The sequence below is a fragment of the Paraburkholderia silviterrae genome, from assembly GCF_004353915.1.
In the GTDB taxonomy this organism is placed as follows: Bacteria; Pseudomonadota; Gammaproteobacteria; order Burkholderiales; family Burkholderiaceae; genus Paraburkholderia; species Paraburkholderia silviterrae.
Genome location: NZ_SMRP01000018.1, coordinates 97,999 through 122,233 on the forward strand (window position 1 = coordinate 97,999; position 24,235 = coordinate 122,233).

Annotated in this window: 21 protein-coding genes; 12 read left to right on the top strand and 9 right to left on the bottom strand. The window is 62.5% G+C overall.

Annotated features, from left to right (window positions below; genetic code table 11):
• Positions 1-296: 296 nt before the first annotated feature.
• Positions 297-1,370, top strand: a complete 1,074-nt coding sequence (locus EYW47_RS28080; protein ID WP_240763951.1) for a porin — start codon at positions 297-299, stop codon at positions 1,368-1,370.
• A gap of 27 nt (positions 1,371-1,397) precedes the next feature.
• Here EYW47_RS28080 and EYW47_RS28085 read toward each other — a convergent pair whose 3' ends face one another.
• The 4 genes from EYW47_RS28085 to EYW47_RS28100 form a co-directional block, all read right to left on the bottom strand.
• The gene (locus tag EYW47_RS28085; protein WP_240763952.1) at positions 1,398-2,054 is read right to left on the bottom strand and encodes a Crp/Fnr family transcriptional regulator; all 657 of its coding nucleotides are present in this window, start codon (positions 2,052-2,054) and stop codon (positions 1,398-1,400) included.
• 210 nt (positions 2,055-2,264) lie between these two features.
• Positions 2,265-2,579: a hypothetical protein gene (locus tag EYW47_RS28090; RefSeq protein WP_133198109.1), complete on the bottom strand. Its 315-nt coding sequence runs from the start codon at positions 2,577-2,579 to the stop codon at positions 2,265-2,267.
• Between the two features lie 273 nt (positions 2,580-2,852).
• Positions 2,853-3,659, bottom strand: a complete 807-nt coding sequence (locus tag EYW47_RS28095; protein WP_133198110.1) for an acetoacetate decarboxylase family protein — start codon at positions 3,657-3,659, stop codon at positions 2,853-2,855.
• A gap of 52 nt (positions 3,660-3,711) precedes the next feature.
• Complete coding sequence (locus EYW47_RS28100) at positions 3,712-4,116, bottom strand: tautomerase family protein (RefSeq protein ID WP_133198111.1); 405 nt, start codon at positions 4,114-4,116, stop codon at positions 3,712-3,714.
• Positions 4,117-4,400: 284 nt separating this feature from the next.
• Here EYW47_RS28100 and EYW47_RS28105 point away from each other — a divergent pair, with 284 nt between their 5' ends.
• The 6 genes from EYW47_RS28105 (at position 4,401) to EYW47_RS28130 (ending at position 11,005) form a co-directional block, all read left to right on the top strand.
• Entirely contained in the window at positions 4,401-6,038 is a 1,638-nt protein-coding gene (locus tag EYW47_RS28105; protein ID WP_133198112.1) for a fatty acid--CoA ligase, read from the top strand.
• An 18-nt stretch (positions 6,039-6,056) separates the two neighbouring features.
• Positions 6,057-6,521, top strand: coding sequence for a MaoC family dehydratase (locus EYW47_RS28110; RefSeq protein ID WP_133198113.1), 465 nt, complete (start codon positions 6,057-6,059; stop codon positions 6,519-6,521).
• A 56-nt stretch (positions 6,522-6,577) separates the two neighbouring features.
• Positions 6,578-8,284 (top strand): alpha/beta fold hydrolase, encoded by a 1,707-nt coding sequence (locus EYW47_RS28115; RefSeq protein WP_133198114.1) that lies wholly within the window; start codon positions 6,578-6,580, stop codon positions 8,282-8,284.
• 59 nt (positions 8,285-8,343) lie between these two features.
• Positions 8,344-8,766: a phasin family protein gene (locus tag EYW47_RS28120; RefSeq protein WP_133198115.1), complete on the top strand. Its 423-nt coding sequence runs from the start codon at positions 8,344-8,346 to the stop codon at positions 8,764-8,766.
• A gap of 110 nt (positions 8,767-8,876) precedes the next feature.
• Positions 8,877-9,719 (top strand): poly(3-hydroxyalkanoate) depolymerase, encoded by an 843-nt coding sequence (phaZ, locus tag EYW47_RS28125; RefSeq protein ID WP_205710169.1) that lies wholly within the window; start codon positions 8,877-8,879, stop codon positions 9,717-9,719.
• Positions 9,716-11,005 (top strand): DUF445 domain-containing protein, encoded by a 1,290-nt coding sequence (locus EYW47_RS28130; protein ID WP_240763953.1) that lies wholly within the window; start codon positions 9,716-9,718, stop codon positions 11,003-11,005. Before phaZ ends, EYW47_RS28130 begins: the two co-directional genes overlap by 4 nt.
• A gap of 194 nt (positions 11,006-11,199) precedes the next feature.
• Here the strand turns inward: EYW47_RS28130 and EYW47_RS28135 are convergent, their stop codons facing one another.
• Positions 11,200-12,384 carry a helix-turn-helix transcriptional regulator gene (locus EYW47_RS28135; RefSeq protein WP_133198169.1) on the bottom strand — a complete coding sequence of 395 codons (1,185 nt, stop codon included), beginning with the start codon at positions 12,382-12,384 and terminating at the stop codon, positions 11,200-11,202.
• Positions 12,385-12,859: 475 nt separating this feature from the next.
• On the opposite strand from EYW47_RS28135, the gene EYW47_RS28140 reads away from it, so the two are divergent.
• The 4 genes from EYW47_RS28140 (at position 12,860) to EYW47_RS28155 (ending at position 16,411) form a co-directional block, all read left to right on the top strand.
• Entirely contained in the window at positions 12,860-14,227 is a 1,368-nt protein-coding gene (locus EYW47_RS28140) for a DUF1329 domain-containing protein (protein ID WP_133198116.1), read from the top strand.
• Positions 14,228-14,328: 101 nt separating this feature from the next.
• Positions 14,329-14,769, top strand: coding sequence for a nuclear transport factor 2 family protein (locus EYW47_RS28145; protein WP_133198117.1), 441 nt, complete (start codon positions 14,329-14,331; stop codon positions 14,767-14,769).
• 62 nt (positions 14,770-14,831) lie between these two features.
• The gene (locus tag EYW47_RS28150; protein ID WP_133198118.1) at positions 14,832-15,587 is read left to right on the top strand and encodes a glucose 1-dehydrogenase; all 756 of its coding nucleotides are present in this window, start codon (positions 14,832-14,834) and stop codon (positions 15,585-15,587) included.
• A 101-nt stretch (positions 15,588-15,688) separates the two neighbouring features.
• Positions 15,689-16,411 carry a TetR/AcrR family transcriptional regulator gene (locus tag EYW47_RS28155; RefSeq protein WP_133198119.1) on the top strand — a complete coding sequence of 241 codons (723 nt, stop codon included), beginning with the start codon at positions 15,689-15,691 and terminating at the stop codon, positions 16,409-16,411.
• A 786-nt stretch (positions 16,412-17,197) separates the two neighbouring features.
• On the opposite strand, the gene EYW47_RS28165 is transcribed toward EYW47_RS28155, so the two are convergent.
• Positions 17,198-17,650: a monooxygenase family protein gene (locus tag EYW47_RS28165; protein WP_133198121.1), complete on the bottom strand. Its 453-nt coding sequence runs from the start codon at positions 17,648-17,650 to the stop codon at positions 17,198-17,200.
• A 60-nt stretch (positions 17,651-17,710) separates the two neighbouring features.
• On the opposite strand from EYW47_RS28165, the gene EYW47_RS28170 reads away from it, so the two are divergent.
• Positions 17,711-18,298 (top strand): TetR/AcrR family transcriptional regulator, encoded by a 588-nt coding sequence (locus EYW47_RS28170; RefSeq protein WP_133198122.1) that lies wholly within the window; start codon positions 17,711-17,713, stop codon positions 18,296-18,298.
• Here EYW47_RS28170 and EYW47_RS28175 read toward each other — a convergent pair.
• From EYW47_RS28175 to EYW47_RS28185, 3 genes are all read right to left on the bottom strand, one after another.
• Complete coding sequence (locus EYW47_RS28175) at positions 18,274-18,633, bottom strand: hypothetical protein (protein WP_133198123.1); 360 nt, start codon at positions 18,631-18,633, stop codon at positions 18,274-18,276. The genes EYW47_RS28170 and EYW47_RS28175 overlap by 25 nt on opposite strands.
• 564 nt (positions 18,634-19,197) lie before the next feature.
• Positions 19,198-22,029, bottom strand: coding sequence for a winged helix-turn-helix domain-containing protein (locus EYW47_RS28180; protein WP_240763954.1), 2,832 nt, complete (start codon positions 22,027-22,029; stop codon positions 19,198-19,200).
• A 140-nt stretch (positions 22,030-22,169) separates the two neighbouring features.
• Positions 22,170-23,609, bottom strand: a complete 1,440-nt coding sequence (locus EYW47_RS28185) for a coniferyl aldehyde dehydrogenase (RefSeq protein ID WP_133198125.1) — start codon at positions 23,607-23,609, stop codon at positions 22,170-22,172.
• Positions 23,610-24,235 lie beyond the last annotated feature (626 nt).

Sequence of the window (24,235 nt, forward strand, 5' to 3'; positions counted from 1 at the left end):
TGAAACGCGGCGGAGCGGGCAGGCTGGAAAGCCATTGATGTGATTCATATGTTTTGGAGTACGACATAACCATAAGATGGAGTCATTGCATGAGGAAGGTAAGGAGATTGCTTGGTCAGGCCATTCCAGGGCGAGCTAGCCGGGCGGAGAAGATAAATAAACGCGTCGCCGCAAGGCCGCAGTGCGCGCACCCGCCTTTGCGAGCGTTGTCGACGCGCGAACCGGTGTCGCGCGCACGCAAATCGATATTGCGCGGCCCAGCCAGGACGGGACTGCTAGCCGGTGTCATTTCAACGGTGACGTTGTATTGCGTGCCGGTATTCGCGCAATCGTCGGTGACGCTTTACGGACTCGTCGATGCCGGCTTGCGCTACACGACGCACGCGAATCCGGCCGGCGATTCGCAGTATCAAATGACGAGCGGCGCAAGCGAGAGCTATTTCGGCATCAAGGGCGTGGAGGATATCGGGGGCGGCACGAAGGTGGTGTTCAATATGGAAAACCGCTTCTTTCCGAACTCGGGGGCGACCGATCCGGCTTATCCGTTCTTCAATACGGCCTTTGTGGGCCTGCAATCGAGCACCTTCGGCAAGCTCACGATGGGGCGCCAGCTCAATCCGCTTTCCGACGCCGTGCTCAGCGCCTACGTGACGAACCGCTGGCTGCCGACGTTCTATCAGTTCCGGCCCGAAGTCATGATGGCCCAGGGCGTGTGGACGAGCAACATGGTCAAGTACGCCGCGCGCTGGCAGTACCTCACGGCCGAGGTCTCGTATGCGTTTGGCGGCAACGCGGGCCAGTTTGGCGCGGGCAGCCAGATTGGCGCGTCCATTCTCTATTTGCCGGCAGCGCCGCTGACCTTCGCCGCGGCCTATCTCGACTCGCGCGATGCGGTGAACTCATCGGCGCACCTCAAATCGTGGACCGCCGGCGGGTCGTACACATTCGCCTCGACGACCGTGACGGCGGGCTGGGCGGTCAACCGGCAGGACGCGGGCTTCGTCGGCAATTTCCCCAACGGGCCGTTCTCCCAACCCGCGTTGAGCGCGCTGAAATTCAACACGTTCAGCCAGCGGCAGATGTTCTACGGGGGCGTGACGCAGCAGATCGGCTTTGCGACCCATCTTTCGGCCAACGTGTGGCGCACGATCCAGACCGGCAAGACGCAGCCCGCGGATGGCAACGCGACACAGTTCCAGTTGCTCGCGGACTACAACTGGTCGAAGCGCACGGACACCTATCTGGAAGTGGACTATTCGCTGTACCACGGCGGCATGGTGGGCGCGCAGTTCCAGGGCATCAATGCAGTAAGCTCCGCGTTCGGCACGACGCAGCTGGGCGTGACGGCGGGCTTGCGGCATTTGTTCTAGCCTGCGGGGCCCACGGCGCGATCCCGGCTATTCCTGGAACGACGCAAGCAGTTCCTTCGAACAGATTTCGATGCGTCCGTACTTGAGCGTGATCGCGCCTTTTTCCGCCATCGCCTTGAGCTCCAGCGAGAGCGTCTGGCGTGTGATGCCCAGCATCATCGCCAGGGTGTCCTGCGAGAGGCTCACGTCGTGGCGGCACTGCGGCGCCACGGTGACGTCGCCCGAAGCTAGCAGCAGCAGGCGGCGGGCGATGCGCGCGCGCGTCGAATGGAGCGTGGCGTCTTCCACCATGCGATAGAGCCAATGCATATGGATCGACTGCAACTCGGCAATCGCACGCACGAACACGGTGCTCTGCATCAGCTCCTCGAAGGCGGCGGTGCGGACCACGAAAAGTGTTGAGCGATCGAGCGCGACGACGTCGCGCGGACGAGGCTGGCGGTTGGTGAGCGAGGTCTGCCCAAACCAGTTGCCCGCTTCGATCACGGCCAGGATTGCCTCTTTGCCGTCTTCGCGCAGGGTGAAGGCTTTGAGCCGGCCGCTCTTGATGCCGTAAAAACCCGTGGGCGCATCGCCGCGACGGAACAGATATTCGCCGGGACGGAGCGTGATTGATTCGCTTTTGCGAATCAATGCCTCTTGCTCTTGCGGCGGCAACGTGCGGAACCATTGGTTCGTCCGCATTGCTTCGGACGTGTCGGTTATGTGTGCCATGGGAAGCAATCAAAAAACATAGCAATACGGAAGCACGTTGCCGGATGGATACGCGGTGTGCCTATTATCGCGCCAAATGCCGCGAAAGACGGGGAGAAAGAAAAGGCCGCTGTTCGCGGGGACAGCGGCCTGGCTTGCGACGGAGCGTGAACGACGGACGCGAATCTCAGATGGGCGCAATTATTGGCCGGCACCCGGCGACTTGGTGCTCGGGGTGGCCAGCGTGTTGTTGGTCCCATACGCGGCGGCGCCGGGTGCCGCGCTATTGCTCATGCCGTTCTGCATGCCCGAGTTCGGCGCAGCGGCGCCCATGCCGCTGTCCGAGCTGGTGGCGCCCGGCATGCCGTAGCCGCTCGTTGCATTGGACGGCGGCACGGCTGCCGCTGCCGGCGATTTGGTGGTCGGGGTCGCCAGCGTGTTGTTCTGTGCGTATGCAACGCCAGATAGCGCGAGCGCGGCGCCGGCCGCGATTAACGTGCTGATTGCCTTGTGCATGATGCGTTCCTCCAGAATTGGGCTGGAATATCGACGCAGCCGATCGCCGCCTGCTTGACCATGAGTTGGGCAATCAGCGTGACCGCTGCGCCTCGCGTGAGAACTGGCGGCTGCGGCGACGTGAATGCCCGATACCAGGTGCAAGGAAAATCATCTACTGACCCGATTTCCTGAAGCACTTCAAAAAGTATAGGTCAAGCAGCGAATGCGCGTTGTCGGCGCCTGCGGGACGTCGACGGCCGGCACCTCTGTCCCGCGCTTTTCCAGGTCGGCTTATTTCGTGTGATCGACCAGCGTTTTCAGATCCGTCACGCTATAGGCCATGGAGCCGCGGTAGCCGGCGCCCACGCGCACGGGTTGGAGATCCGCAATTTCCTCGCCTTGCGCGAATGGGAACGTCAGCTTGCCTTCGCCTGCCCACACGTCGGCGATCTGCGCGTTGTCCATGATGGAGAGAACGAGTTCGTTCACCGCGGGCATATCGTGCTGACCGGCAGCAAGACGCGGAAAGTAACGCTGATTGACCACCGGGCGGCCGGCGATGCCGAGCTTCGACACGTCCTGAATCGCCGCCTCGAGCTTGACTTCGGCGTGGGCCAGCCGTTGTCCCGCGGCCGAGGCCGTCGCGGCGAAGCGCGTACCCGCTGCGACGGGCGCCGCCGCCGGACTGAGCGCAGCGAATGTGCGCGTCTGATGAATCTGGCCGTAACGCTTCGGGAAGCCCTGGATCAGCCCGCGCATCATGGCCGAATCGTTGTCCACGAAGATATACGGGCAAAAGGAAACGGGCTTGCCCTCATGCAGGGCGTCGACGAGAACGAAAAACTCGCGGTACTGATAGCGCGCCGGATCGAGCATTTCGTCGTTGCTGGCGGTGAATTGCCAGTCGATGAAGAGGGCGGTTGCGTGGCCCGCGGACGCGGGATCGATGCTCAGGCCTTTGGGGAGCACGGCGGCTGCGGCTGCCGGGTCGGCCCAGAATTCGACGAGGATGAAGTCGCCGGCGTAGTGCCAGGGCGGCGGGGGCGCGATGCTCGACAGGCCACGGGGAGAAAGCGGAACGGCGTACGGCTTGTTCATGAGGATTCCATATTGAATGGCAGGGAGTCAGGAAAGCGGATGGCGAGTCGCCTCAGCTTGCGGCAGCAGCCGGAATGGCGGCGTTGCGGCCGGCCAGCCCGTTGCCCGGCGACCAGTTCTCCGTGGCCACTTCGATGATGTTGATGAAGACGTCTGCGGGATCCACGCCGGGGTTGGCCTGCAGCGTCTTCACGAGGTGCTCGTAGAAGCGTTTCTTGTCGTCGGCGTTGCGGCCCGCGGTCAGCGTGATCTGAATCAGCAGCAGGTCGGGGCCCCGCTTGAACGGGAACGTCTCGTTGGCGAGGAAGTTGGCCTCGTCGTGCTCGGTGATCGTCATGAAGAACGCTTCAGGGTGCACACCCAGCGCCTCGTGCAGCGAGGCGTGAATGCCCTTGAGAACGGCGGTGCGGAATGATGCGGGTTTGCCCTTGCGCATCGACACATGGGTCATCGGCATGAATAGCTCCGTTTGGTGATGTTGGGTGATGTTTGGTGATGGCTGCGCCAAATCTTAGGCGTCTGGCCGATCTCGTCCAACAATCGGAGCGAATTGTTGTGATGAGATTTTTAAATCATCGGCGGTGCGCACTTTTACGCGCTTCACACTGCGCTCCCCCATTCAGGGGATATTGCCCCCCCGTCGAAGTCCGCATGATTGAGTCATCGGCCGCCACCGCAATTAGAACTAGAACACCCCACCGGCGTGCGTGCCATCCATTTCGGTGAGACAAGGAGATATCGATGTCGGAAGACGTGCAGACGGCGGGTGCCTACGCCTACCCCCTGCTGATCAAGCAGCTATTGCATACGCCTTTTGCTCAGGCGCAGGACCAGGAAATCGTCTATCGGGGTCAGGTCCGGATGACGTACGCGACGCTGCGCGAGCGCATTGCGCAACTCGCCAACGGCCTGAGCCAGCATGGCGTACAGCATGGCACCACCGTCGCGGTCATGGATTGGGACAGCCACCGCTACCTCGAAAGCTATTTCGCGGTGCCGATGATGGGCGCGGTCCTGCAGACCGTCAATGTGCGTCTTTCCCCGGCTGAGATCGCCTGGACGATCAACCACGCGGGCGCCGAAGTCCTGCTCGTTCATACCGACTTCATCCCGGTGGTCGAGTCGATCAAGGACCAGTTGGAGAAGGTGCGCACGTTCATCTGGATCGACGAGCCTGGCAGCGAGGCCCCCGCGCACAGCATTGCGTTTGCAAACGAATACGAGGCGATGCTCGCGGCGAGCAGCACGCGCTACGAGTTTCCGGATTTCGACGAGAACACGCGCGCGACCACTTTCTACACCACCGGCACGACCGGCCTGCCGAAGGGCGTCTATTTTTCGCATCGTCAACTGGTGCTGCACACCCTCACGCTCATGGCGGCGCTCGCGAGTCCCGTTGCCGGGCAGCGCTTTCATCGCGGTGACGTGTATATGCCGCTCACGCCCATGTTCCACGTGCACGCGTGGGGCATGCCCTATATCGCCACGGTGATGGGCGTGAAGCAGGTCTACCCGGGCCGCTATGCGCCGGAGCGTCTCGTGAAACTGATCGAGGACGAAGGCGTCACGTTTTCGCATTGCGTCGGCACCATCCTGCACATGCTGCTCACGTGCCCGCAAAGCAAGGCGACGGACTTCAGCAAGTGGAAGGTCATCATCGGCGGCAGCGCCTTGCCGCTCGGACTCGCGCAGGCGGCGCTCGAGCGCGGCATCGACGTGTTCGCCGGCTATGGCATGTCCGAGACCTGCCCGGTGCTGAGTCTCGCGCAACTGCCGCCCGGCGCCGAAGCACTGGACGCCGACGAGCAGGTTCGCCTGCGCTGCAAGACCGGTTTTCCAGTCCCGCTCGTCGAGCTTCGTGTGGTGGACGACGGCATGGCCGATCTCGCACGCGACGGCAAAGCCACGGGTGAGATCGTCGCGCGTGCGCCCTGGCTCACCCAGGGCTATCTGAACAATCCGGACGCCAGCGCGCAACTCTGGGCCGGCGGCTATCTCCATACCCAGGACATCGCGAGCATCGATCCAACCGGCAACGTGCAGATCACCGACCGCCTGAAGGACGTCATCAAGTCGGGCGGCGAGTGGGTCTCGTCGGTCGAAGTCGAGAGCCTGATCTCGCAGCACGAGGGCGTCTCCGAAGTGGCCGTCATCGGCATCAAGGACGAAAAGTGGGGCGAGCGGCCGGTTGCGCTGGTCGTGCTCAAAGAGGGCGTGGCCGTCAACGAGGATGAGATCAAGCGGCATGTGCTCGCGTTCAGCGAAACGGGAAGGATTTCTAAATATGCGGTGCCGCAGGTCGTGAAATTCGTCGAAGCGCTGCCCAAGACGAGCGTCGGCAAGATCAACAAGAAAGGGCTGCGCGAGCAGTTCGTCTGAGTGAGCGGGTCAGGAGACATGAGTATGGAGAACTACCGCGTCGACACCCTCGGCGATTTCGTGGGCCGGGAACTGGGCGTGTCGGACTGGGTGGTCGTGGATCAGGCGCGCATCGATGCGTTTGCCGCGTGCACCGGCGACCGGCAATGGATTCATGTCGATGTCGAGCGCGCCAACCGCGAGAGCCCTTTCGGCGGCACCATCGCGCACGGCTATCTGAGCTTGTCGCTGCTCGCGAGTCTTGCGATCGAGATCGGCATTGTCCCCAAGGACGCTTCAGCGGGACTGAACTATGGCCTCGACAAGGTCCGCTTCATGACGCCGGTGAAAGCGGGCGCGCGCGTGCGTAGCCGCGTCACGCTCGCATCGGTGGAGAACAAGGGCGGCGGGCGCATTCTGATCAACACCACGAACACGCTGGAGATCGAAGGCGAGGACAAGCCCGCGTTGATCGCCCAGACGCTCGCGATGCTGATCGCGTGACCCCATATCTGCGTACCCGTTCGTACGAAGTGCAAGAGATTCTCGAGGAGCACCCCATGGCAGTAGTCACTGAAAATCCCCGGCAAAGCGAGAGCGCGAATGCGTTTGCCGCTTCGGTCGCGCAAGCGCTGCCGGGTCCGAATCCGTTCGTTGGCCTGCGGCCCTGCGATGTGCTGGCCACCGTGCAGCAGATCGGCGCCCAGGCGATGCGTCAGCCCGCGCTCGTGATGGAGCAGGAAATGACGCTGGCCCGCGACATGCTGGGCATCGTCACGGGGCAGGCGCAAAGCGCGCCGCCGCAAGGCGACAAGCGCTTCGCCGATACGGCCTGGCAGCAGAACCCCATCTATAGCATGACCATGCGCGGCTATCTCGCCTGGCGCGATTCGATCGCCGGCTTTGTCGAGCGCTCGGGGCTCGACGCGAACACGAAAGAGCGCGCGAAGTTCGTGGCCTCGCTCATTACCGATGCGGCATCGCCCACCAACACGCTGCTCGGCAATCCGGCCGCAATCAAGAAGGTCGTGGATTCGGGCGGCATGAGCCTGCTCGATGGCTTGAACAACGCTGTCAACGACCTGCTCAAGAATCAGGGCATGCCGGCACAGGTGAACAAGACGGCGTTCGAAGTGGGCAAGAACCTGGGCACGTCCAAAGGGGTGGTGGTCTTTCGCAATGAATTGCTCGAGCTGATTCAATATTCGCCGGCAACCACCGAGGTCTATAGCCGACCCCAACTGATCGTGCCGCCCCAGATCAACAAGTTCTATGTCTTCGACCTGGCCGAGGGCAAGAGCATCGTCGACTATCTGGTCAAGAACGAACTGCAGACCTTTGTCGTGAGCTGGCGCAATCCGACCAGCGCGCACAGCCATTGGGATCTCGACACCTATGTGAGCGCGCTCATCGAGGCGATCGAGGCCGTGCGCGAGATCACTGGAAGCGAGGACGTCAACGTGCACGGCGCCTGCTCCGGCGCGATGACGATTTCCGCGCTGCTCGGGCATCTCGCGAGCCGTGGCGACAAGACGGTCAACGCGACCACGCTGATGGTGGCCGTGCTCGACAATTCCGCAGACTCGCAGCTTGGCCTCTTTGCCACGCCCGAAGCCGTTGCGGCGGCCAAGCAGCACAGCATCGCACGCGGCGTGCTGGCGGGCGAGGAGATGGGCCGCATATTCGCGTGGATGCGCCCCAACGATCTGGTCTGGAATTACTGGGTCAACAACTATCTGATGGGCAATGCGCCTCCCGCGTTCGACGTGCTTTACTGGAACAACGACACGACCCGGCTGCCGGCGAAATTCCATGGCCAGTTGCTCGATATTTTCACCGAGAACCTGTTCAGCAGGCCGGGCGCGCTGACGGTGCTGGGCACGCCGGTGGACCTCTCGCAAGTCACGTGCGACAAGTACGTGGTGGCGGGCATCACCGACCACATCACGCCGTGGAAGGGCGTGTATGGCACGGCGCGCCAGTTTGGCGGCAATACGCGCTTCGTGCTGAGCTCGAGCGGCCATATCCAGAGCCTCATCAATCCGCCGGGCAATCCCAAGGCGAAGTATTTCCTCAATCCCGCGCTGCCCGCGGATGCGGATGCATGGCTGAGCGCTGCGCAAACCGAGAAAGACTCTTGGTGGGCCAACTGGCGCGACTGGCTGGTGGAGCGCTCGGGAGCCAGGCGCGCAGCGCCGGCCGCACCCGGCAGCGAACGGCATCCGGCGCTTGCCGCTGCGCCCGGAACGTACGTTCTGGAGGCGTGACGGGCTCTCGGCCTCGAACGCGAATTTTTATCTTTTACATTCAATCAGGAGATCCAGGCATGGTATCGACGAACCCCAGCGGCATCTTTGCCGAATACACGAAACTCATCACGCAGTTCAAGCTTCCGGGCGTGGACGTTGCGGCATTTCTCGAATCGCGCCGTAAAGACGTCGAGGCGCTTGCCGAGGCCAACATGACCGCGCTCGCGGGCGTGCAGCAAGTCAGCCAGAAGCAGGTGGACATTTTCCGCGCGAAGATGACCGAGTTGCAGTCGCTGGTCTCGCGGCTGGCGAAGCCGGAGAGCGTTGGCGGCGCGATTGCTGGCGAAGACGTGAAGAATGCGCTGCAAAAAGCCTTTATCGACATGCAGGAGCTGGCGGACGCGGCGTATCGCGCCCAGACCGACAGCATCGCGGTCGTGACGAAGCGCTTTGCCGAGCATGTCGAGGAAGTCAAGGCGCTCGTGCAAGTCAAGAAGTGATCCAGCGGGCCCGCGCGAGCCGCTGCCGTTGCGGGCCATCGCGTGACATGGCGTGACGCTACGTGCCATTACCCACCATCACACAACGTCCTGGCAGGGGAAACGACCGGATGAACGACATACAAACAAGCCCGGAGGTGGTCGAAGTCATGCAAATCCAGACACTCGATCTGGACGGCCAGTTGCTGCGCGTCGGGGTTCGCCGCGGCCGTGACGATGGCGTGCCGCTGCTGTTATTCAATGGCATCGGCGCGAATCTCGAACTGGTCGAGCCTTTCGCCGCCGCGCTCGACGACGTGACGGTGATCGTCTTCGATGTGCCCGGCGTTGGCGGCTCGCCCGCTCCGCTGATTCCCTACCGCTTCTCGACGCTCGCAGTGCTCTCCGAGAAGCTGCTGACGCGCCTCGGCTACGCGGGACCTGTCGACGTGCTCGGCGTGTCGTGGGGCGGTGCGCTCGCGCAGCAGTTCGCGCATCTTTACCCACGCCGGTGCCGCAAGCTGATTCTCGCGGCCACGTCGCCGGGCGTGATCATGGTGCCGGCGCGGCTGTCCGTATTGGCGAAGCTGGTCGGCCCGCGCCGCTACACCGATCCGGCGTATCTGAAGGAGGTTGGCGCCGAGATTTACGGCGGCGCCTACCGGCGCGACGCTACGCTGCTCGACGAGCACAGCCGCCACATTCAGGCGCCGCGCGGCCGCGGCTATCTTTACCAGTTGCTGGCGGCGTCGGGGTGGACGAGCCTGCCGTGGCTCGGTGCGCTGCGCCAGCCGACGCTCGTCATGCATGGCAACGACGATCCCATTGTGCCGCTCACGAACGCGAAGATTCTTGCTGCGCGGATACCCAAAGCGACGCTGCATGTGATCGACGATGGCCACCTGTTCCTCATCACGCGTGCGCGGGAAGTCGCGCCGCTGGTCAAGCGATTTCTCGGGCAGGAGACGAGTTGAGCGCGGTAGCCAACGAGAAGGAGCCGCTCGCGGGCACGAAGACCCGCGCAGTGGCTGACGACAAGCTCACGCGCCTCAAGCGCATGCGCGCAACGGCGACCTGTTTGCTGATGGCCATGATCGTGCTGTTGTTCGCGTGTGTCGTCTGGCAGGCGGCCTATCCATGGCTCGCGTGGCCGCGCGCGTTCGCGGAAGCGGGCACGGTAGGGGCCATTGCGGACTGGTATGCGGTGGTGGCGCTATTTCGGCATCCTATGGGTATTCCCATTCCGCACACGGCCATTGTTCCCAACAACCAGGCGCGCATTGGGGAGAGTCTGGGCAGCTTCGTGGAAGAGAACTTCCTGACGACTGAGCTGGTTGTGGGGCGATTGAACGAATACAACGCCGCGCATGCGCTGGCGACATGGCTGGCGGAAAGAGAGAACAGTGCGGCGATTGCGGGTTTGGTGGCCGATTCATTGCCGCGCCTGCTCGAACGCCTTGACGAGGCGGATGTCGAAGCGCTATTCGACCGGTTTGTGTTCGCAGAGGCCCGCAGGCTCGATGTGTCCCGCATCGCCGGCCAGGTCCTCGACATGCTGACCGAGGGCGATCGCCATCAGCCGCTGCTGGATCGCGGGCTGAGCGCGATGAAGACATGGTTGACGGATAACGTCGATCTCATCACGGCGAAATTCAGCGAAGCGTCGCGATTCACGCCTGCACTGCTCGACGCCTATATCGTCAACAAATTCGTCGAAGGCATCGTCGCGCTGATTCATGAAGCGGCCGACAATCCCGATCATGAGCTGAGGGGGCAGTTCGACGAGGCCGTGCGAGCGCTTTCGCGCGATCTGCAAACCGCACCCGCGTATCGTAGATTAGGCAGACTGCTGTTGCGCGATGGCATCCGGCATTTCAAGGCGTGCGGTTATAGCCGGGTGGTGTTCGATCGCGTGCGATTGCTCGTGGCTGCCGATGCGCAAAGCGCACAGCCGGTCGTGCGCGGTGTGATCGCCGGCGCTTTGGTGTCCTTTGGCGAGGCCATCGAAAGCACGCCCACGACGCAGCGAAAGCTGAACGCGTGGTGGCTCGATCTGGCGCGGGCGCTGCTCGCGCGCTACCGCAATCGGCTGTCCGCCATGATCGCCGACGTCGTGAAAGGCTGGAACGCGCAAGAGGTGAGCGGCAAGTTCGAAGCGGAAATTGGCCGCGATTTGCAGTTCATCCGGATCAACGGGACGTTTGTCGGCGGCTTTGTGGGTGTGCTTATACACACCTGCGTGTTTGCGCTTGGGCGGTAGGCGCGCGTACTTTGCCGATGCCCCGATGACGGCCATCCGACTGACGCCGAAACGTTGCATGAGTGCGAGCGGCGGAGTCTATCCGCTCATTGTATCGATGAGCAGAAGCGGCTCGGGGTCATGGCTGAGCAAGTTGTTGTTGCGGACGGCCGTAGCAGTAGCAAATCAAATCCGTAAGTATGCCCCTGCGCCGATTACCCAATCGGTACCATACTCCCCAACAGAAGCCGCACGAGGGTTGCCTGCCGCGTCACGCCGGTCTTCGAGAAAATCGAGCGCAGGTGCGCACGCGCGGTGTTTTTGCTGATGCCCGCGTCGTTCGCTGCTTCATCGAGCGACAGCCCATTCGTCAGCAGGAAGGCGAGCGACGCCTCGGCGGGCGTCAGGTCGAATAGCTTGCGGATGATCGCCAGCGCGCCCTGCGGCTTGCGGTCCGGGTCGCGCAGAAACAGCGCGACGGCCGGCCGCCGCTTGTTGTCTCCCGACCAGTCCGACAATGGGATCGTGCGCACGAGCAGGCCAAGGCGCGACGCGCTGGCACCACGCGAGATCGGCATGGCTTCGGCAATCGCGGACGCAGGTTCGTAATACCCCGCAATTGCTCGGCGGACCAGTTGTTTGAGCCGGCGATTTTCTTGTGCGTCAGACGCCGCGATCCTGTCGCAGACGATGCACAAACCATTGGCCTGGTCGATGATTTCGCCGGCGGAGCTGTTAATGTCGATAATTGCGCCATTTTCGTCGAGCGTGATCATGCCGATCTGCATGCGGTTGACCGTATTCGCGTAGACCTCGCGTTCGACCCCGACTACGTCAAGCCGCGAATGCAGTTCGATCGCCTGCTTCAGATGCGGCAGCACTAGCCCACAGATCGCCTTGTCGCTCGCGCAATACTCGGTTGAAGCGCTCGTCCGGCACACGCGGAACCGACATTCGACACCGGACGGCGTGCGCAGGTCGGCGCCGAGGATATAGCGGATACCTTGCGGCTTCAGGAATTGCTTGTACAACTCGCTCGACAGCCAGCCGGTTTCGCCGAAGACTTCATCGACCGTGACGACGCGATCGGCGGGCAGTCCGACGAACGGATCGAGCAAAAAGTAATGCTGGTTGTACGACGCCTCCCAGTCGCCTGGCACCACATGGCTCGCTTCGCACGCATGCACCAGCAGCGGTGCACGCCCGTCGCGAGCGGGAGCGCGCAGGATCAGCGTCACCCAGACCGCCTGCAACTTCGTGCGAATCAATTCGAGTCCATGCGCCCAGGGTGGGGTTTCAAGCGCCCCCTGATAAACGCACGAAAGCAACTCGCTGAATTCGGCGATGCTCGTTTCCCCTTGCGCTGACCGGCCCTCCCCGGTGGATCGAGTTATCTCCATCAACACATGCCATCCTCCATGCGACGTGACGCATTTCAAGCCAGCTCGAAAATGCAAGTATTGCATCTTCGAATCCGGACGTCAGTAGAGATTTAGAAAGTACAAAACCTCGATCGTGGACGTTGATGTCCAGACGATCGTCATTGCGCACGGAATCTATCGGTTCGACGTTCATCCGAAGGGCCCGCATTCCTGGCTCAGGCATCGCCTCTAATCCATTCGGACGATGTGGCGGCACGCTGCGCATCGTTAGACTTCGCCATCAATTAAGGAAGTTTCCTTAATTTGTTTAGTACCGGACTGCGAAAGGCCGATGCGGTCAATCGCACCGCTCTGTCTTCGGCGCATTGTCTTTGCAGGCCGTTTTGAACGAACGACGCTGCGGATGAGGCACGCATCGAAAAGGCACAAAAAACTCGGCGCGCAAGCTGCATGCGGTGCGCCGCCATGGCGAAAATTAAGAACGGAGACTGAAATGAATCGACGGACGAGCGCTCTGGTACGGACCGGGTTGATTGCATCCGGTACGCTGCTGGCCATGACGGTTTGGGCCGCAACGCCCCCTGAAGCGCTGGATTCAGCGCTCACGCCAATTGGCGCGCAGAAAGCGGGGACAAGCGACGGCGTCCCGGCCTGGACCGGCAAATGGTTAGGTACGCCGCCTACGGTCAAATTCCAGCCGGGCGAGCGCTACCCGGACCCTTACGCCGACGAGAAACCTCTGCTCGTCATTACGGCGCAAAACGCGTCACAGTACGCAGCCAACCTGACCGACGGTCAGAAGGCGATGCTCAAGAAATATCCGGACTCCTTCAAGATCCCGGTCTACCCGAGCCACCGCGATTTCCGCTACGACGACGGCACCTACAAAGACATCAAGACGTATGCGCCCAATGTGGAAATGATCGGTGGCGGCAACGGCATCAAGAACGCTGGACCGACCGTACCGTTTCCGAGTCCGAAAACCGGCCTCGAATTGCTGTGGAACCTGAAGTACGCATCGGCGATCGAGTCGGAGAAGGCCATATTCGATCAGGCCGTCGTCTACCCTGACGGCAACATTGCGTGGGGCAAGGTCAAGTACGACATCTGGTCGCCGAAGGACGCGAGCCCGTTCGATCCGAAATCCTCCGCCGTCAATCGGGCTTACTTCCGTGTAACAACGGAGCAACCCCTGAACGAGCGCGGAACCATCATGGTCGGCTATTCGCTTTACGACAGCCCCGAGTCGAACTCCAACCGAACCTGGATGTATAGCCCTGGCACGCGACGTGTGCGCCAGGCGCCGGAATACGGCTACGACCAGCCGCAAGGTCCGGGCGGATTCCGTACCGTTGACGACGACCATTTTTTCAATGGGTCTCCGGAGCGCTATCAATGGCGAATCGTCGGCAAACGAGAGATTTATGTCCCCTACGACAACTACCGGATGCTGTCGTCCTCGCTCAAGTATGGCGACTTGCTGACTGGGCACCATGCCGATCCGAAAAATATGCGCTACGAACTGCATCGTGTGTGGGTGCTTGAGGCTACGCTGAAACCCGGATTCCGGCATCTGTACGCCAAACGGGTGATCTACCTCGACGAGGATTCCTGGTACGGCCTGCTCTCCGACAACTTCGACAGCCATGGTGAGCTGTGGCGCACAAACATCCAGACGAGCGTCTACGCATATGACGCGCAGCGCTTTTACCCGACTGCGGTCTTCTATCACGACCTCATCTCCGGTGCTTACATGGCGGATCGGTTGACGAATGCCGGGCCCATGGTCGTGCTCAATCGTAATCCGGACTTCAACGAAGCGCACTTCGCGCCTGACGCGGCCCGAGGCTCCGGCCTCTGAAGAAAAGTCTGCGACGCTGCACGGTTCGCCCGCCAACGCGCGCCGGCGATCCGTGCCGAATCGGAGCGCAGTGTGAACCATATTGACAAGGAGAGGAACCCATGAATCGTGATGACTTGGCCGCTGCATATGAAATCTTGCAGGCGCATAGCCGATACGCGCACGCGCTCGACGAGCGGAACTGGCCCATGCTGGATACCGTGTTCGCCCACGACGTGCGCGCCGACTACAACGACGGCGAGTTTGTGACTGACGGACTCGCCGAGCTGGTCAGCATGATCCGCTCCCATCTCGACGGCTGCGGTCCAACCCAGCACCTTCTCGGCACGCCGTACGTCGACGTCGGCAGCGACGGTGCCCAAAGCCGCATCTACGTGCGGGCGGCTCATCGCGGCCGAGGCGAGAAAGAACATCTCGTCTATGAAGCAATTGGGGAGTACGTAGCGAAATGGAAACGTACCGATGACGGTTGGCGGGCGACACGCTGGACGCTACGCGTCGGCCTCGAAGTCGGCTCCCGGGACGTGCTCGGAGCGCGCTGAAGCTTCTTTGCTACCAAACTGAACGCGCAGAATCCGCGCTTACACATCGAACGGAAAACGAAATGAATCAGTTGAAAGGCAAGGTCGCGCTGATTACCGGCGGGGCGCGCGGTCAGGGCGCCGCCGAAGCGAAGCTGTTTGTTGCGCAAGGCGCGCGTGTCGTGATCGCAGACGTGCTCGATGCCGAAGCGCAAAAGTTGGCGGACGAACTCGGGGACGCGGCGCTGTACCAGCATCTCGACGTGACGTGCCCAGCCAATTGGGAGCGGGTCGTGCAGGCAGCATTGAGCCGCTTTGGCAAGCTCGATATTCTCGTCAACAATGCGGGCATCATCAAGCTCGGCCCGATCGAGACGCTCTCGCTCGAAGACTATCGGCGTGTCGTTGACGTGAACCAGATCGGTTGCTGGCTCGGTATGAAGACCGTGCTGCCGGCCATGAAGGCAGCAGGCGGGGCAATCGTCAACACGTCGTCCATAGCGGGTATGGAAGGAATCGCTTACGGCTCCGCCTATGTCGCAAGCAAGTTCGCGATTCGCGGGATGACCAAGGTCGCCGCGCTGGAGTTCGGTCGCTACAACATTCGTGTCAACTCCGTGCACCCGGGCGGCGTCGATACTCATATGGGGCGCCCACCCGAGTTCTCGGACATGGACCCGTCCGCGACGTATCGCGGCCTGCCGATTCCGCGCATCGGCCGCCCGGAGGAAATTGCCGATCTCGTGCTGTTCCTCGCATCCGACCAGTCGTCGTACTGCACCGGCGCCGAGTTCGTCATTGACGGAGGCATGCTGGCTGGCACGTCGTTCGCCGGGTAGCCAGCTCGCCCGCTGCCAGATGCACACGCGTCGGACACCGGATTCGTTTCGCTCGATCTCCAGCGTCCGACGCTTCTTTGCGTCCACTTCATACCAACACCATGACCGCCCGAGAAATTCCGACCGTCGAGCACCTCACGCTCAGAACCGTCTCCACGCGCGCAAAACTAGTTGCGATTGCGGAACGATTGTTTGCGGAACGCGGTATCGACAACATTGCGCTAAGCGATATCAACAAGGCTGCCGGTCAGCGCAATAAAAGCGCAGCGCAATACCACTTCGGCAGCAAGGACGGGCTCTTGCAGGCGATTCTGGACAAGCATGCTCCCGGCATCGTCGCGCGCCGCAACGCAATCCTCGACGAACTGGAGGCGCGCGCGAAGCCGACCATGCGGGACGTGGTCGGCGCGTTGCTATACCCGATTGCCGAGAAGATTGCCGACCCTGATGGCGGCAAGGCGTTCATTCGCATCCACGCGCAACTGGTCGCGACGCACTTGATGTCCATCCACAACTTGTGCACGTCGTCGCTGCAGCTGCGTCAGGTGGACCGGCTCACGCGCGCGCTGAGTGCGGCGATCGGAGACTTGCCCGAGGTCATCGCGCAGCAGCGCCTGATGCTCGCCGCTATCCTGCTGTTTCACGGGTTGGCCGATCATTCACGCATGCAAGATGCCAGCGGCGATACGAACCCAGTGGTGCATAACACGCTATTCATTCAGAACCTGGAGGATTGCCTCGTCGCGCTCCTCACCGCCGACGTGTCGCACGCTGCCATCGAGACGCTTTCGGCGATACACACACGCTCTTCTGCAATGTCATAACGCCGACAGGATGCGAGCGCGGTGCTGGCCAGAGAAGCCATTCGCCTTGGCGTCTCCCAGTGGCACCACGCTCCAGTCACCACGATACGTAGCTGCTTTGCGCGGACACAGGTGCGCATCGGAGAGATGCTTGCCATTCGCCGGCGCCGGTTTGCGAATGTCCGCTAAGGAATGTGCAGCCGCCTCACGGCCCCCAATCACCGACCGTCCGCAAGGGCCGAAGTGTGCGCGTAGCTCGTCCGTCAGGTCCCGGAGTGCTGCTGCTGTTCAAAGGGCAAGTTTCCCCGCTCGCCGAATGGCAGGTCATGGCCGACCAGCCCCGCTAGCACAACTGCCACGATGAGGCGCGGGATGTCCCGTTGCGGCCTCTCTATAGCCCGACACCGTATTGGGGTTGCAGATGCCTACTTATCGCTCCGCTTGCCGCCGACGCCGACCTTCCCGCGCCCGACCTTGAGATGAGGCACACAGGGGCGCAGCCTCTTCCTGGAGCCGGCCGTCAATGTAACGTGCTCCGCTGGGTAGCGGGTTGTTCTGTGCGGCGCGGCCTGACAGGCGGGATGGCCCGGATCGATGCGCTTGATGGCTGACATAACTGGAACCTCCTCAGAGGATTCTATGCCGAAGCGGCACGGCGGTTTTACCGCCTTCTAAAATTCAACGCCGACGTGCTCGTGTTTTTTCGTCAGTACCTGATAGACACGAACGAGGGTTCCTGGCCGACCACTGCCTGAAGCGATCGGCCGAAGATGAACTCCCCATCTTGCCGAAGGCGGGACAACAGGTCTAATCCGCCGCCATCCGCCGTCGCGCGCTCATAAAAGAGCCGGTCGGCTGGCGCTCCGGCGCGAAGCGGTCGAAGCCCACAGGGCAGGGCATGTCGATATAAACCGCTTCCATTCCCTGCCGGCTATAGCTTTCATGCCAGAAGCCCGCGCCAGCGCTGTCGCGCAGGAAGTCGCGCCACCAGCGGGAATGTGGCTCGCTGCGGGTAAAAGCTTCCAGGCTTTCGAGGTCGCGCCAATACTGGCGGATACCGACATGGTTGAGGGCGAAGAGGAATTGCTCGCTCGACAGCAATCCTGGTGGCGGGTCTGACTCGATCCGCCGCAGGCCTTTGCCGATGCCGAGCAAGGCGGCGATCCCTCGCAACCGGCGGACGCGAAAGCCCAAAATGATGACCACGAGATTCGGAAAAGCGCTGAGATCGACGGATCTTCGGATGACGGAGGCTTGCATGGCGGCTCCTTGCTGTTTACGCTGTAAGCGTAGGCTCTTTTGATTACAGTGTAAACAGCGATGAGCGATTCCGTATTGTCCCTTCGTGACCGGCTGGTTGATTGCGCGCTGGCCTTGCTCGAACAGGATGAAAGCGATGTCAGCCTGCGCGCGGTTGCGCGGGCTGCAGGTGTGTCGGCGATGGCGCCCTATCGCCATTTCGAAGACAAGGCGGCGCTGATGGGCGCCGTCGCGCTCAAGGGCTTTGCCATGCTGGAGGCGGACGCCGCACGGGCCGATGAGGCGGACGATCCGGGCGAAGCGCTGACCGCGCAGGGCTTGGCCTATGTTGATTTCGCTCGCGCGCATCCTGCGCTGTTCCGGCTGATGTTCGCGGCTGGGGCGGGGTTGGACCTGCCGCATGAGGATTGCCAGGGCGCTTATGGGTTGATGGCGCGGCGGGTGGCAGAACTGGCTCCGGATCGGGCCGCGGCGGGGGCGCTTGCCTGCTGGGGGCTGGTGCACGGGTTGGCGACGTTGGCGCTCGACGGACGAATCCCGGCCGATCCGGCCAGTGAGAGGGCGGCGATCGCCTTGATGGCGCAAGCGCTGAGGGCGCCGCCGCATGACCGCGAAGGCGGTCATCAGAACAAGAGCGTGTTGATGTAGCGCGTCTCCGTGATGGGCTCGACTTCGTTCGGCTGGATGCCGTCGATGGCCGGCAATAGATTGAGGCTGGCTTCCGTAGCCGGCTCGATGCGCGCGCGCACGTCCGCACCGCCCATTGCCGAGTCGAGCTTCGCACCCGCCGCGCTGATGCCGCCCGCAATGCCATCGCCGATGTTGTTGGTCTTCGACAGGTACGTCGGTTTTGCACCCACGCCCAGCGTGAAGGCGAGCTCCCCGGCGATGCGCGCGCAGACGTCACTTGCGAGGTCCTTTGCGGTGCCGCTGCCGCCAAGAACGGTAGCCTTGCCGAGCGAGATCACCTTGCCTTCGAGCATGAACGACACACCGAAATCAGAGCGCTCCGCCTGGTTATCGGCAGCTTATAGAAAGCATTTAGAAAGTGATTTGTTGGAATGCGCGAGTGGGGCTTCGATGGCTGCGCTGCGTAATCTCGACCGCTCGCAGCATGAATGGTGAGCGCGCAACCATGTCGCCGCCCTGAAACACAGCAAGTTGCCGAGCATGGCGCCGATGAGCATGACCGGTAACGCATGGCCATGAAGGCCGCAAGCGTGGATTCTCGACTCGACTCAGATTTAGAATAGGTAGGCGAGCATTCATTTTGCCTACATCGACGTTCTGGCATCGTTGGCAAGCTTGAGCACGGCAAGCTCATTGGAGCCGTCACCCGAATTTCGGTCTTTTGCGTGGGTGTCGTGATGTATGAGGTGTTTCAGTAGCTTTGATGGGCAGTGTCACAAGCGGAAGAAATCAAACGTCAAGACCTGCTCGCACGCAAATCCATCGAAAGCCGAGCAGATGGCACGGGCTGCGTCGAGCCGTCGAGTAACCGGCCTCAAGCTTGAACTGTGTCCCGCGAGGCGCGGCAGGTCCATAGACTAGTGACGGCCGATCAAACCGAGTGCCTGCGCGCGCGAGACGGCTTGAGCGCGCTTGTCCACGGCCAGCTTGACGAAGATGTTCTTCAGGTGAGATTTGACCGTTTCAGGCGTGACGCCCAGCGTGCGCGCGATTTCCTTGTTGGATTGCCCCTGCGCGATCAATTCGACGATCTTGCGTTCGCGCGCGCTGAGCGGTTCGCGTTCGCCTTCGCCTTCGCGCTGGAGTTGGCTGCCCGGCTCGTAGATCGCGCGCCACCCGTCGAGCAGGCGCTCGAGCCACGCGGCAGTTTCTCTTGTGCGCGGCGTGTCGCGAAAGCGTTCGCGTGCGAGCTTCAATAGCGGCCCGATTTCCACGCCATGATCGAGAATGGATTGATAAAGGCCGGCGGGCGCGCAAAGCTGCGCCACTTGCTCGAATGCCCCGAGTGCGCGCTCTTGCTTGCCTGCGGCGAGCCACGTCATGGCGAGCACCGTGCGAAGCCGCGCCGCCAGCCAGGTGCCGTGCAGGCGTTCGCAGCGCGCGAGCGCCGCGTGCGATGCGTCCGCCGCCTCGGATAGCTGCTGGCGCTTCAGCGCGAGGAGGGCAACCGCGAGATCGCGAAAGTTCTCGATCTCGGGCGAGACGGGGGAAGCGGAAGATTTGGCGGGGCGCGCGAGCTGGCCAAGTTCCGCCACGCACACCGTGGCTTCGGTGATGCGGTTTTCGGCGAGATAGAGGCGGGTGCGCTCGACAAGTGCGGCCGCGAGCAGGCGGCTCCAGCCGCGCGCCTGACCGAGCGCTTGCGCCTGATCCAGCAACAGGTGAGCACCGGCATAGTTCTGGCGCACCTGGGCGATGCGCACGAGGATGCGGTAGGCAATCAGCACGCTGTCGAGCAGCACGGCGCGCTCGATGACCGGCATGAGCTCGACGAGCAGCGCTTCGGCCTCGTCCAGGCGGCCGTGCTCGTAGTGAATCTGCGCGATCATGGGCGCGCATAGTGCGGCCGAGACCGAGTGCGGACCGGCGTGGCGTTCGGCGAGCTGCATCGCTTCGTCGAAGCGGCGTGCCGCGATCGGAACATGCAGTTGCTGCAATTCCGCATGCCCGAGCAGGCACAGCCGATAGACCGATGAAAAAACACTGCGCTGGTCTTCTTCGAGCGAGTCGGGAATCCACGGTGTCGCGTAGAGCGCTTCGAGATCCCCGCTCTTCCAGTGGCAAAAGCGCGCGACATTGGAAACCGCATTGCGGGTCCAGACGTCGGTCGACGGTCCGTTCAGGAAACGCCGCGCGAGCTCGAGCGCGAGCCCCGGATTGTCCTGCAGGGCCGCGAGCGCCGATCGTATCGCGAGACAGCTCCAGCGGATCGCCTCGGCATCCGGGCTGGCGTCCGGGTTTGCGTCCGGGTTTGCGTCCGCGTTGGCGCTCGGGTTTGCGTCCCGGTTGGCGTCGATTTCGCGCGCTTGTGCATCGCGCTCGATCGAGTCGAGCATCTGGGCGGCTTCGTCGAAGCGCATCGAGAGCGCCGTGCCCCACGCCGTCGCGAGCGTGACGCTTACTTGCGCGCGCATCAGATCGGACGGGAACTGGCGTTGCCAGCCGACCAGCGTCAGCAGATCGCCGCGCTTGAGCAGCGACTGAGCACAGCGCTCCATCAGGCGAATCGCCTCGCCGGTCGCGCCGGCAGCGATGGCGTGCCTGACCGCATCGGTCCATTGCTCCTCGCGCGCGTACCAATGCCAGGCGCGGTCGTGCAAGTGCGCGAGTTCGTCGCGATGCCGGTCTTGCAGGCGCCGTTGCAGGTATTCGGCCATCAGGCGGTGATAGCGGAACCAGCGTCCTTCCTGGTCCAGCGGCTCGAGCAGCAGTTGACGGGCCACGATGCTCTCGAGCATGTCCTGGCTGCGCGTGACGCCCGTGAGCGCTTCGCACAATGGCGCGGACAGGCGCTCGAGGATGGCGGTGCGCAGCATGAACGCGTGCATCGCGGGCGGCAGGTGCGCGAGGATGTCCTCGAGATAGTCGGACACCGGCTTCGACGCGCCCGTTGGCACACTGCCTGGCGCGCCCGTCATCCAGCCGTGCGGGTGTTCCTCGCGGGCCAATGCCGACGCCGAGAGGCGCAACGCGGCGGCCCAGCCTTCGGTCGTTGCGTGCAGCGATTTGAGCTCGCCCGAGCGCAGCTTGCCGGGACATGCGCGCTCGACAAAGCGGCGCGTCTCGTCGAAATTGAACCGCAATGCCGACGCGTCGATTTCGCAGAGCTCATTGCCGGCACGCAGCTTGGCAAGCGGCAGCGGCGGGTCGACCCGCGTGCAAATCACGACATGGACATTGGATGGCACATTGAGGACGAAGCGCGACATGGCCTCGTGAATGGTCGCATCGCCGATCAGATGATAGTCGTCGATAAACAGATAGAGCTCGTCGTCGACTTCCGCCAGTTCGTTGATGAGCGCCGCCGCAAGCGAATTCGCGGGCACGAAGGTCGCCTCCGCGGTCAAGCCGATTGCGGAAGCGCCCACCGTGCCGCATGCGCGCTGCAACGCGTGGGCAAGGTGATGAAAGTAGTGTGCGGGTTCGTCGTCGTCCGCGTCGAGAGACAGCCAGGCCACGCGCGCGCCGTGCGCGCGCAACGCGTCGAGCCAGCTCAGCGCGAGGGAGGTCTTGCCGAATCCAGCAGGAGCCCTAATGATGGCGACGCGTTGCGTTTCCAGCCGCTGGTGGTACGCGTTGAAGCGGGGCCGCTCGATCAGGCCTGCGGGCAAGCGCGGCGGAACGACTTTCGTCGCCAGCAAAAGGGGCGGCCTCGTCACGGGCATCGCTTCGGGCACTGCTTGCGTCACGGTTGAACGTCTCCCGGGCATCCTGCGGCATTGTTCTTGTCGTCGCGCCGGCCGCCCGAAACGGGGCGGGGCGCGACGGATGGGCGAGCCGCGCGACGGCGGCTCGGTCCATCATACGCCAGGCGCACGTTGGGCACACGTCATGCGGCGATCATCCCGTTCACGGCGTCCTGCGTTTGCGCGAGATACGGCGCGCGCATCAGGAGGTTCGATTCACCGCCCGCGCTCTGGAATACGACGGGTTTTGCATGGCTGAACGTGCGGTAGCCATATTCGCCGTGGTAGTGGCCCATGCCGGAAGCGCCAACCCCGCCGAACGGCAGCGAGTCGAAGAACACGTGGGTCATTGCGTCGTTCACCACCAGCGCGCCGGACGTGGTGCGTCGCGCAACCCGCTGCTGCTCTGCCGGATCGTCGCCGAAGTAGTAGAGCGCGAGCGGACGCGGACGGCTGTTGATGAACGCAAGCGCATCGTCGAGCGTCTCGTAGGTCACGACAGGCAGCACCGGCCCGAAAATCTCTTCCTGCATCACGCGCATGGTATCGGTGGCGCCGGTAATGATTGTCGGCGCCATCTTGCGCACGGCCGGATCGTTGAGATCTTCGTGGTGCGGGGCGAGGCTCACAGTGCTGGCGCCCTTCTGGCTGGCATCCTCGACGAGTGCGAGCTGACGCTCGAAGCCGCGCACGTCGATCATCGCCGTATAGTCGGGATTCTCGCGCATGGTGGGATACATCTGCGCCACCGCGGCTTCGGCATGGGCCACGAAGGCACGCACGCGATCCGCCGGAATCAGGACATAGTCGGGCGAGAGGCAGATTTGGCCTGCATTGAAGGTCTTGACGGTGAGCACGCGTTCGGCGACGCGTTGCAGGTCGGCGTGCGGGCTCACCAGCACGGGCGACTTGCCGCCCAGTTCCAGGGTGACGGGGACGAGGTTTTCGGATGCCGCGCGCATGACGTGATGCGCTACCTGCGTGCTGCCGGTGAACACCAGGTGGTCGAAGGGTTGTGCGCTGAAGGCTGCGCCGGTTTCGGGGCCGCCGAGCACGGTGGTCAGTTCATCGCTGTTGAAGTACTGCGCGATCAGCTCGGCCATGAGTGCGGATGTGTTCGGTGTGAGTTCCGATGGCTTGAGGATCGCGCGGTTGCCGGCCGCGAAGGCGCCGGCGAGTGGGCCGAAGGCCAGCACGATAGGGAAATTCCAGGGGCTGATGATCCCTACGACGCCAAGCGGCTGATATTCGACGCGGGTTTTTACGCCGGGGAAGGGTTCTATTGTTGCTGGTTGTGACATCCATGCGTCGAGGTGCTCGCGGTTGAATTTCAGTCCCTCGATTGACGCGAGAATGTCGGCCAGGAGCGTTTGTTGTTTGCCGCGGCAGCTGTAGTCGGTGTTGATGGCGTCTGCGAGCGCGTCCTTGTGCGAGCGCAGTAGGTCGATCGCGCGATCGAGGCGGTCCTTGCGGAGGGCGGCCGAAGGCGGGCCTTCCTTGATTTGGGTTGCTTTCATTGCGTCGAGATGGGCGCGGATTTGTGCGCCTGACGGCTCGATGGGAAGTTTGAATTTGTTTGGCATGGGTAGGTTTCAGGTTTTCAAGTGGTTAGTTGAGACGCCAACGGTGGCGACGGTTTTTTATCGGTTTGATTGGATTGTGATTGGTGTGTAGTTTGGTATGCTTATTTTTTGGTTACTGCGGCGTTGGCCTTTCCTTGTTTTCATGTCGGTATATTGGTGTTGCCCCTGTGCGGGGCGGCACCTACTTTTCTTTGCAGCGGCAAAGAAAAGTAGGCAAAAGAAAGCCGCTCAAACCGCCAGTGTGACGCAGTCCACCACTCGACTTATATCGGAGCGGCTCCGGAGCGTCTGTCATCACTCGTCGTCACCCGGAGTGACTAAGGGCTCATCCATCCGGCGGCGCTGCGCGCGCCGTGGGGCATAACCAAAACCAGTGGGACGCACGCGTTTCCGTAGGACTCCAGCATATTCGCTGAGCAGCATTCCCGGCATTCGCCAGGAAGCCCGCCCGGTTTTCCTTGCAGACCCTTCCGCCCGCGCGTAGCGCGTGGCGGGAAGGATGAGCCCTTTGTCACTGACGCGGAGTGTGCGGGGAGACGGATGCCCCGGAGCCGCTCCGATGGACCGGGCAGTGGGGGACTGCGTCACACTGGCGGTGTGAGCCGCTTTCTTTTGCCTACTTTTCT

Excerpts from the sequence above, each read along its gene's own strand:
- EYW47_RS28170 (WP_133198122.1), top strand. The coding sequence starts at position 17,711 with ATGAGCGATTCCGTATTGTCCCTTCGTGACCGGCTGGTTGATTGCGCG.
- EYW47_RS28120 (WP_133198115.1), top strand. The coding sequence starts at position 8,344 with ATGGTATCGACGAACCCCAGCGGCATCTTTGCCGAATACACGAAACTC.
- EYW47_RS28145 (WP_133198117.1), top strand. The coding sequence starts at position 14,329 with ATGAATCGTGATGACTTGGCCGCTGCATATGAAATCTTGCAGGCGCAT.
- EYW47_RS28165 (WP_133198121.1), bottom strand. The coding sequence starts at position 17,650 with ATGCAAGCCTCCGTCATCCGAAGATCCGTCGATCTCAGCGCTTTTCCG.
- EYW47_RS28150 (WP_133198118.1), top strand. The coding sequence starts at position 14,832 with ATGAATCAGTTGAAAGGCAAGGTCGCGCTGATTACCGGCGGGGCGCGC.
- phaZ (WP_205710169.1), top strand. The coding sequence starts at position 8,877 with ATGAACGACATACAAACAAGCCCGGAGGTGGTCGAAGTCATGCAAATC.
- EYW47_RS28185 (WP_133198125.1), bottom strand. The coding sequence starts at position 23,609 with ATGCCAAACAAATTCAAACTTCCCATCGAGCCGTCAGGCGCACAAATC.
- EYW47_RS28105 (WP_133198112.1), top strand. The coding sequence starts at position 4,401 with ATGTCGGAAGACGTGCAGACGGCGGGTGCCTACGCCTACCCCCTGCTG.
- EYW47_RS28095 (WP_133198110.1), bottom strand. The coding sequence starts at position 3,659 with ATGAACAAGCCGTACGCCGTTCCGCTTTCTCCCCGTGGCCTGTCGAGC.
- EYW47_RS28135 (WP_133198169.1), bottom strand. The coding sequence starts at position 12,384 with ATGGAGATAACTCGATCCACCGGGGAGGGCCGGTCAGCGCAAGGGGAA.
- EYW47_RS28085 (WP_240763952.1), bottom strand. The coding sequence starts at position 2,054 with ATGCGGACGAACCAATGGTTCCGCACGTTGCCGCCGCAAGAGCAAGAG.
- EYW47_RS28100 (WP_133198111.1), bottom strand. The coding sequence starts at position 4,116 with ATGCCGATGACCCATGTGTCGATGCGCAAGGGCAAACCCGCATCATTC.
- EYW47_RS28140 (WP_133198116.1), top strand. The coding sequence starts at position 12,860 with ATGAATCGACGGACGAGCGCTCTGGTACGGACCGGGTTGATTGCATCC.
- EYW47_RS28175 (WP_133198123.1), bottom strand. The coding sequence starts at position 18,633 with ATGCTCGAAGGCAAGGTGATCTCGCTCGGCAAGGCTACCGTTCTTGGC.
- EYW47_RS28110 (WP_133198113.1), top strand. The coding sequence starts at position 6,057 with ATGAGTATGGAGAACTACCGCGTCGACACCCTCGGCGATTTCGTGGGC.
- EYW47_RS28090 (WP_133198109.1), bottom strand. The coding sequence starts at position 2,579 with ATGCACAAGGCAATCAGCACGTTAATCGCGGCCGGCGCCGCGCTCGCG.
- EYW47_RS28155 (WP_133198119.1), top strand. The coding sequence starts at position 15,689 with ATGACCGCCCGAGAAATTCCGACCGTCGAGCACCTCACGCTCAGAACC.
- EYW47_RS28115 (WP_133198114.1), top strand. The coding sequence starts at position 6,578 with ATGGCAGTAGTCACTGAAAATCCCCGGCAAAGCGAGAGCGCGAATGCG.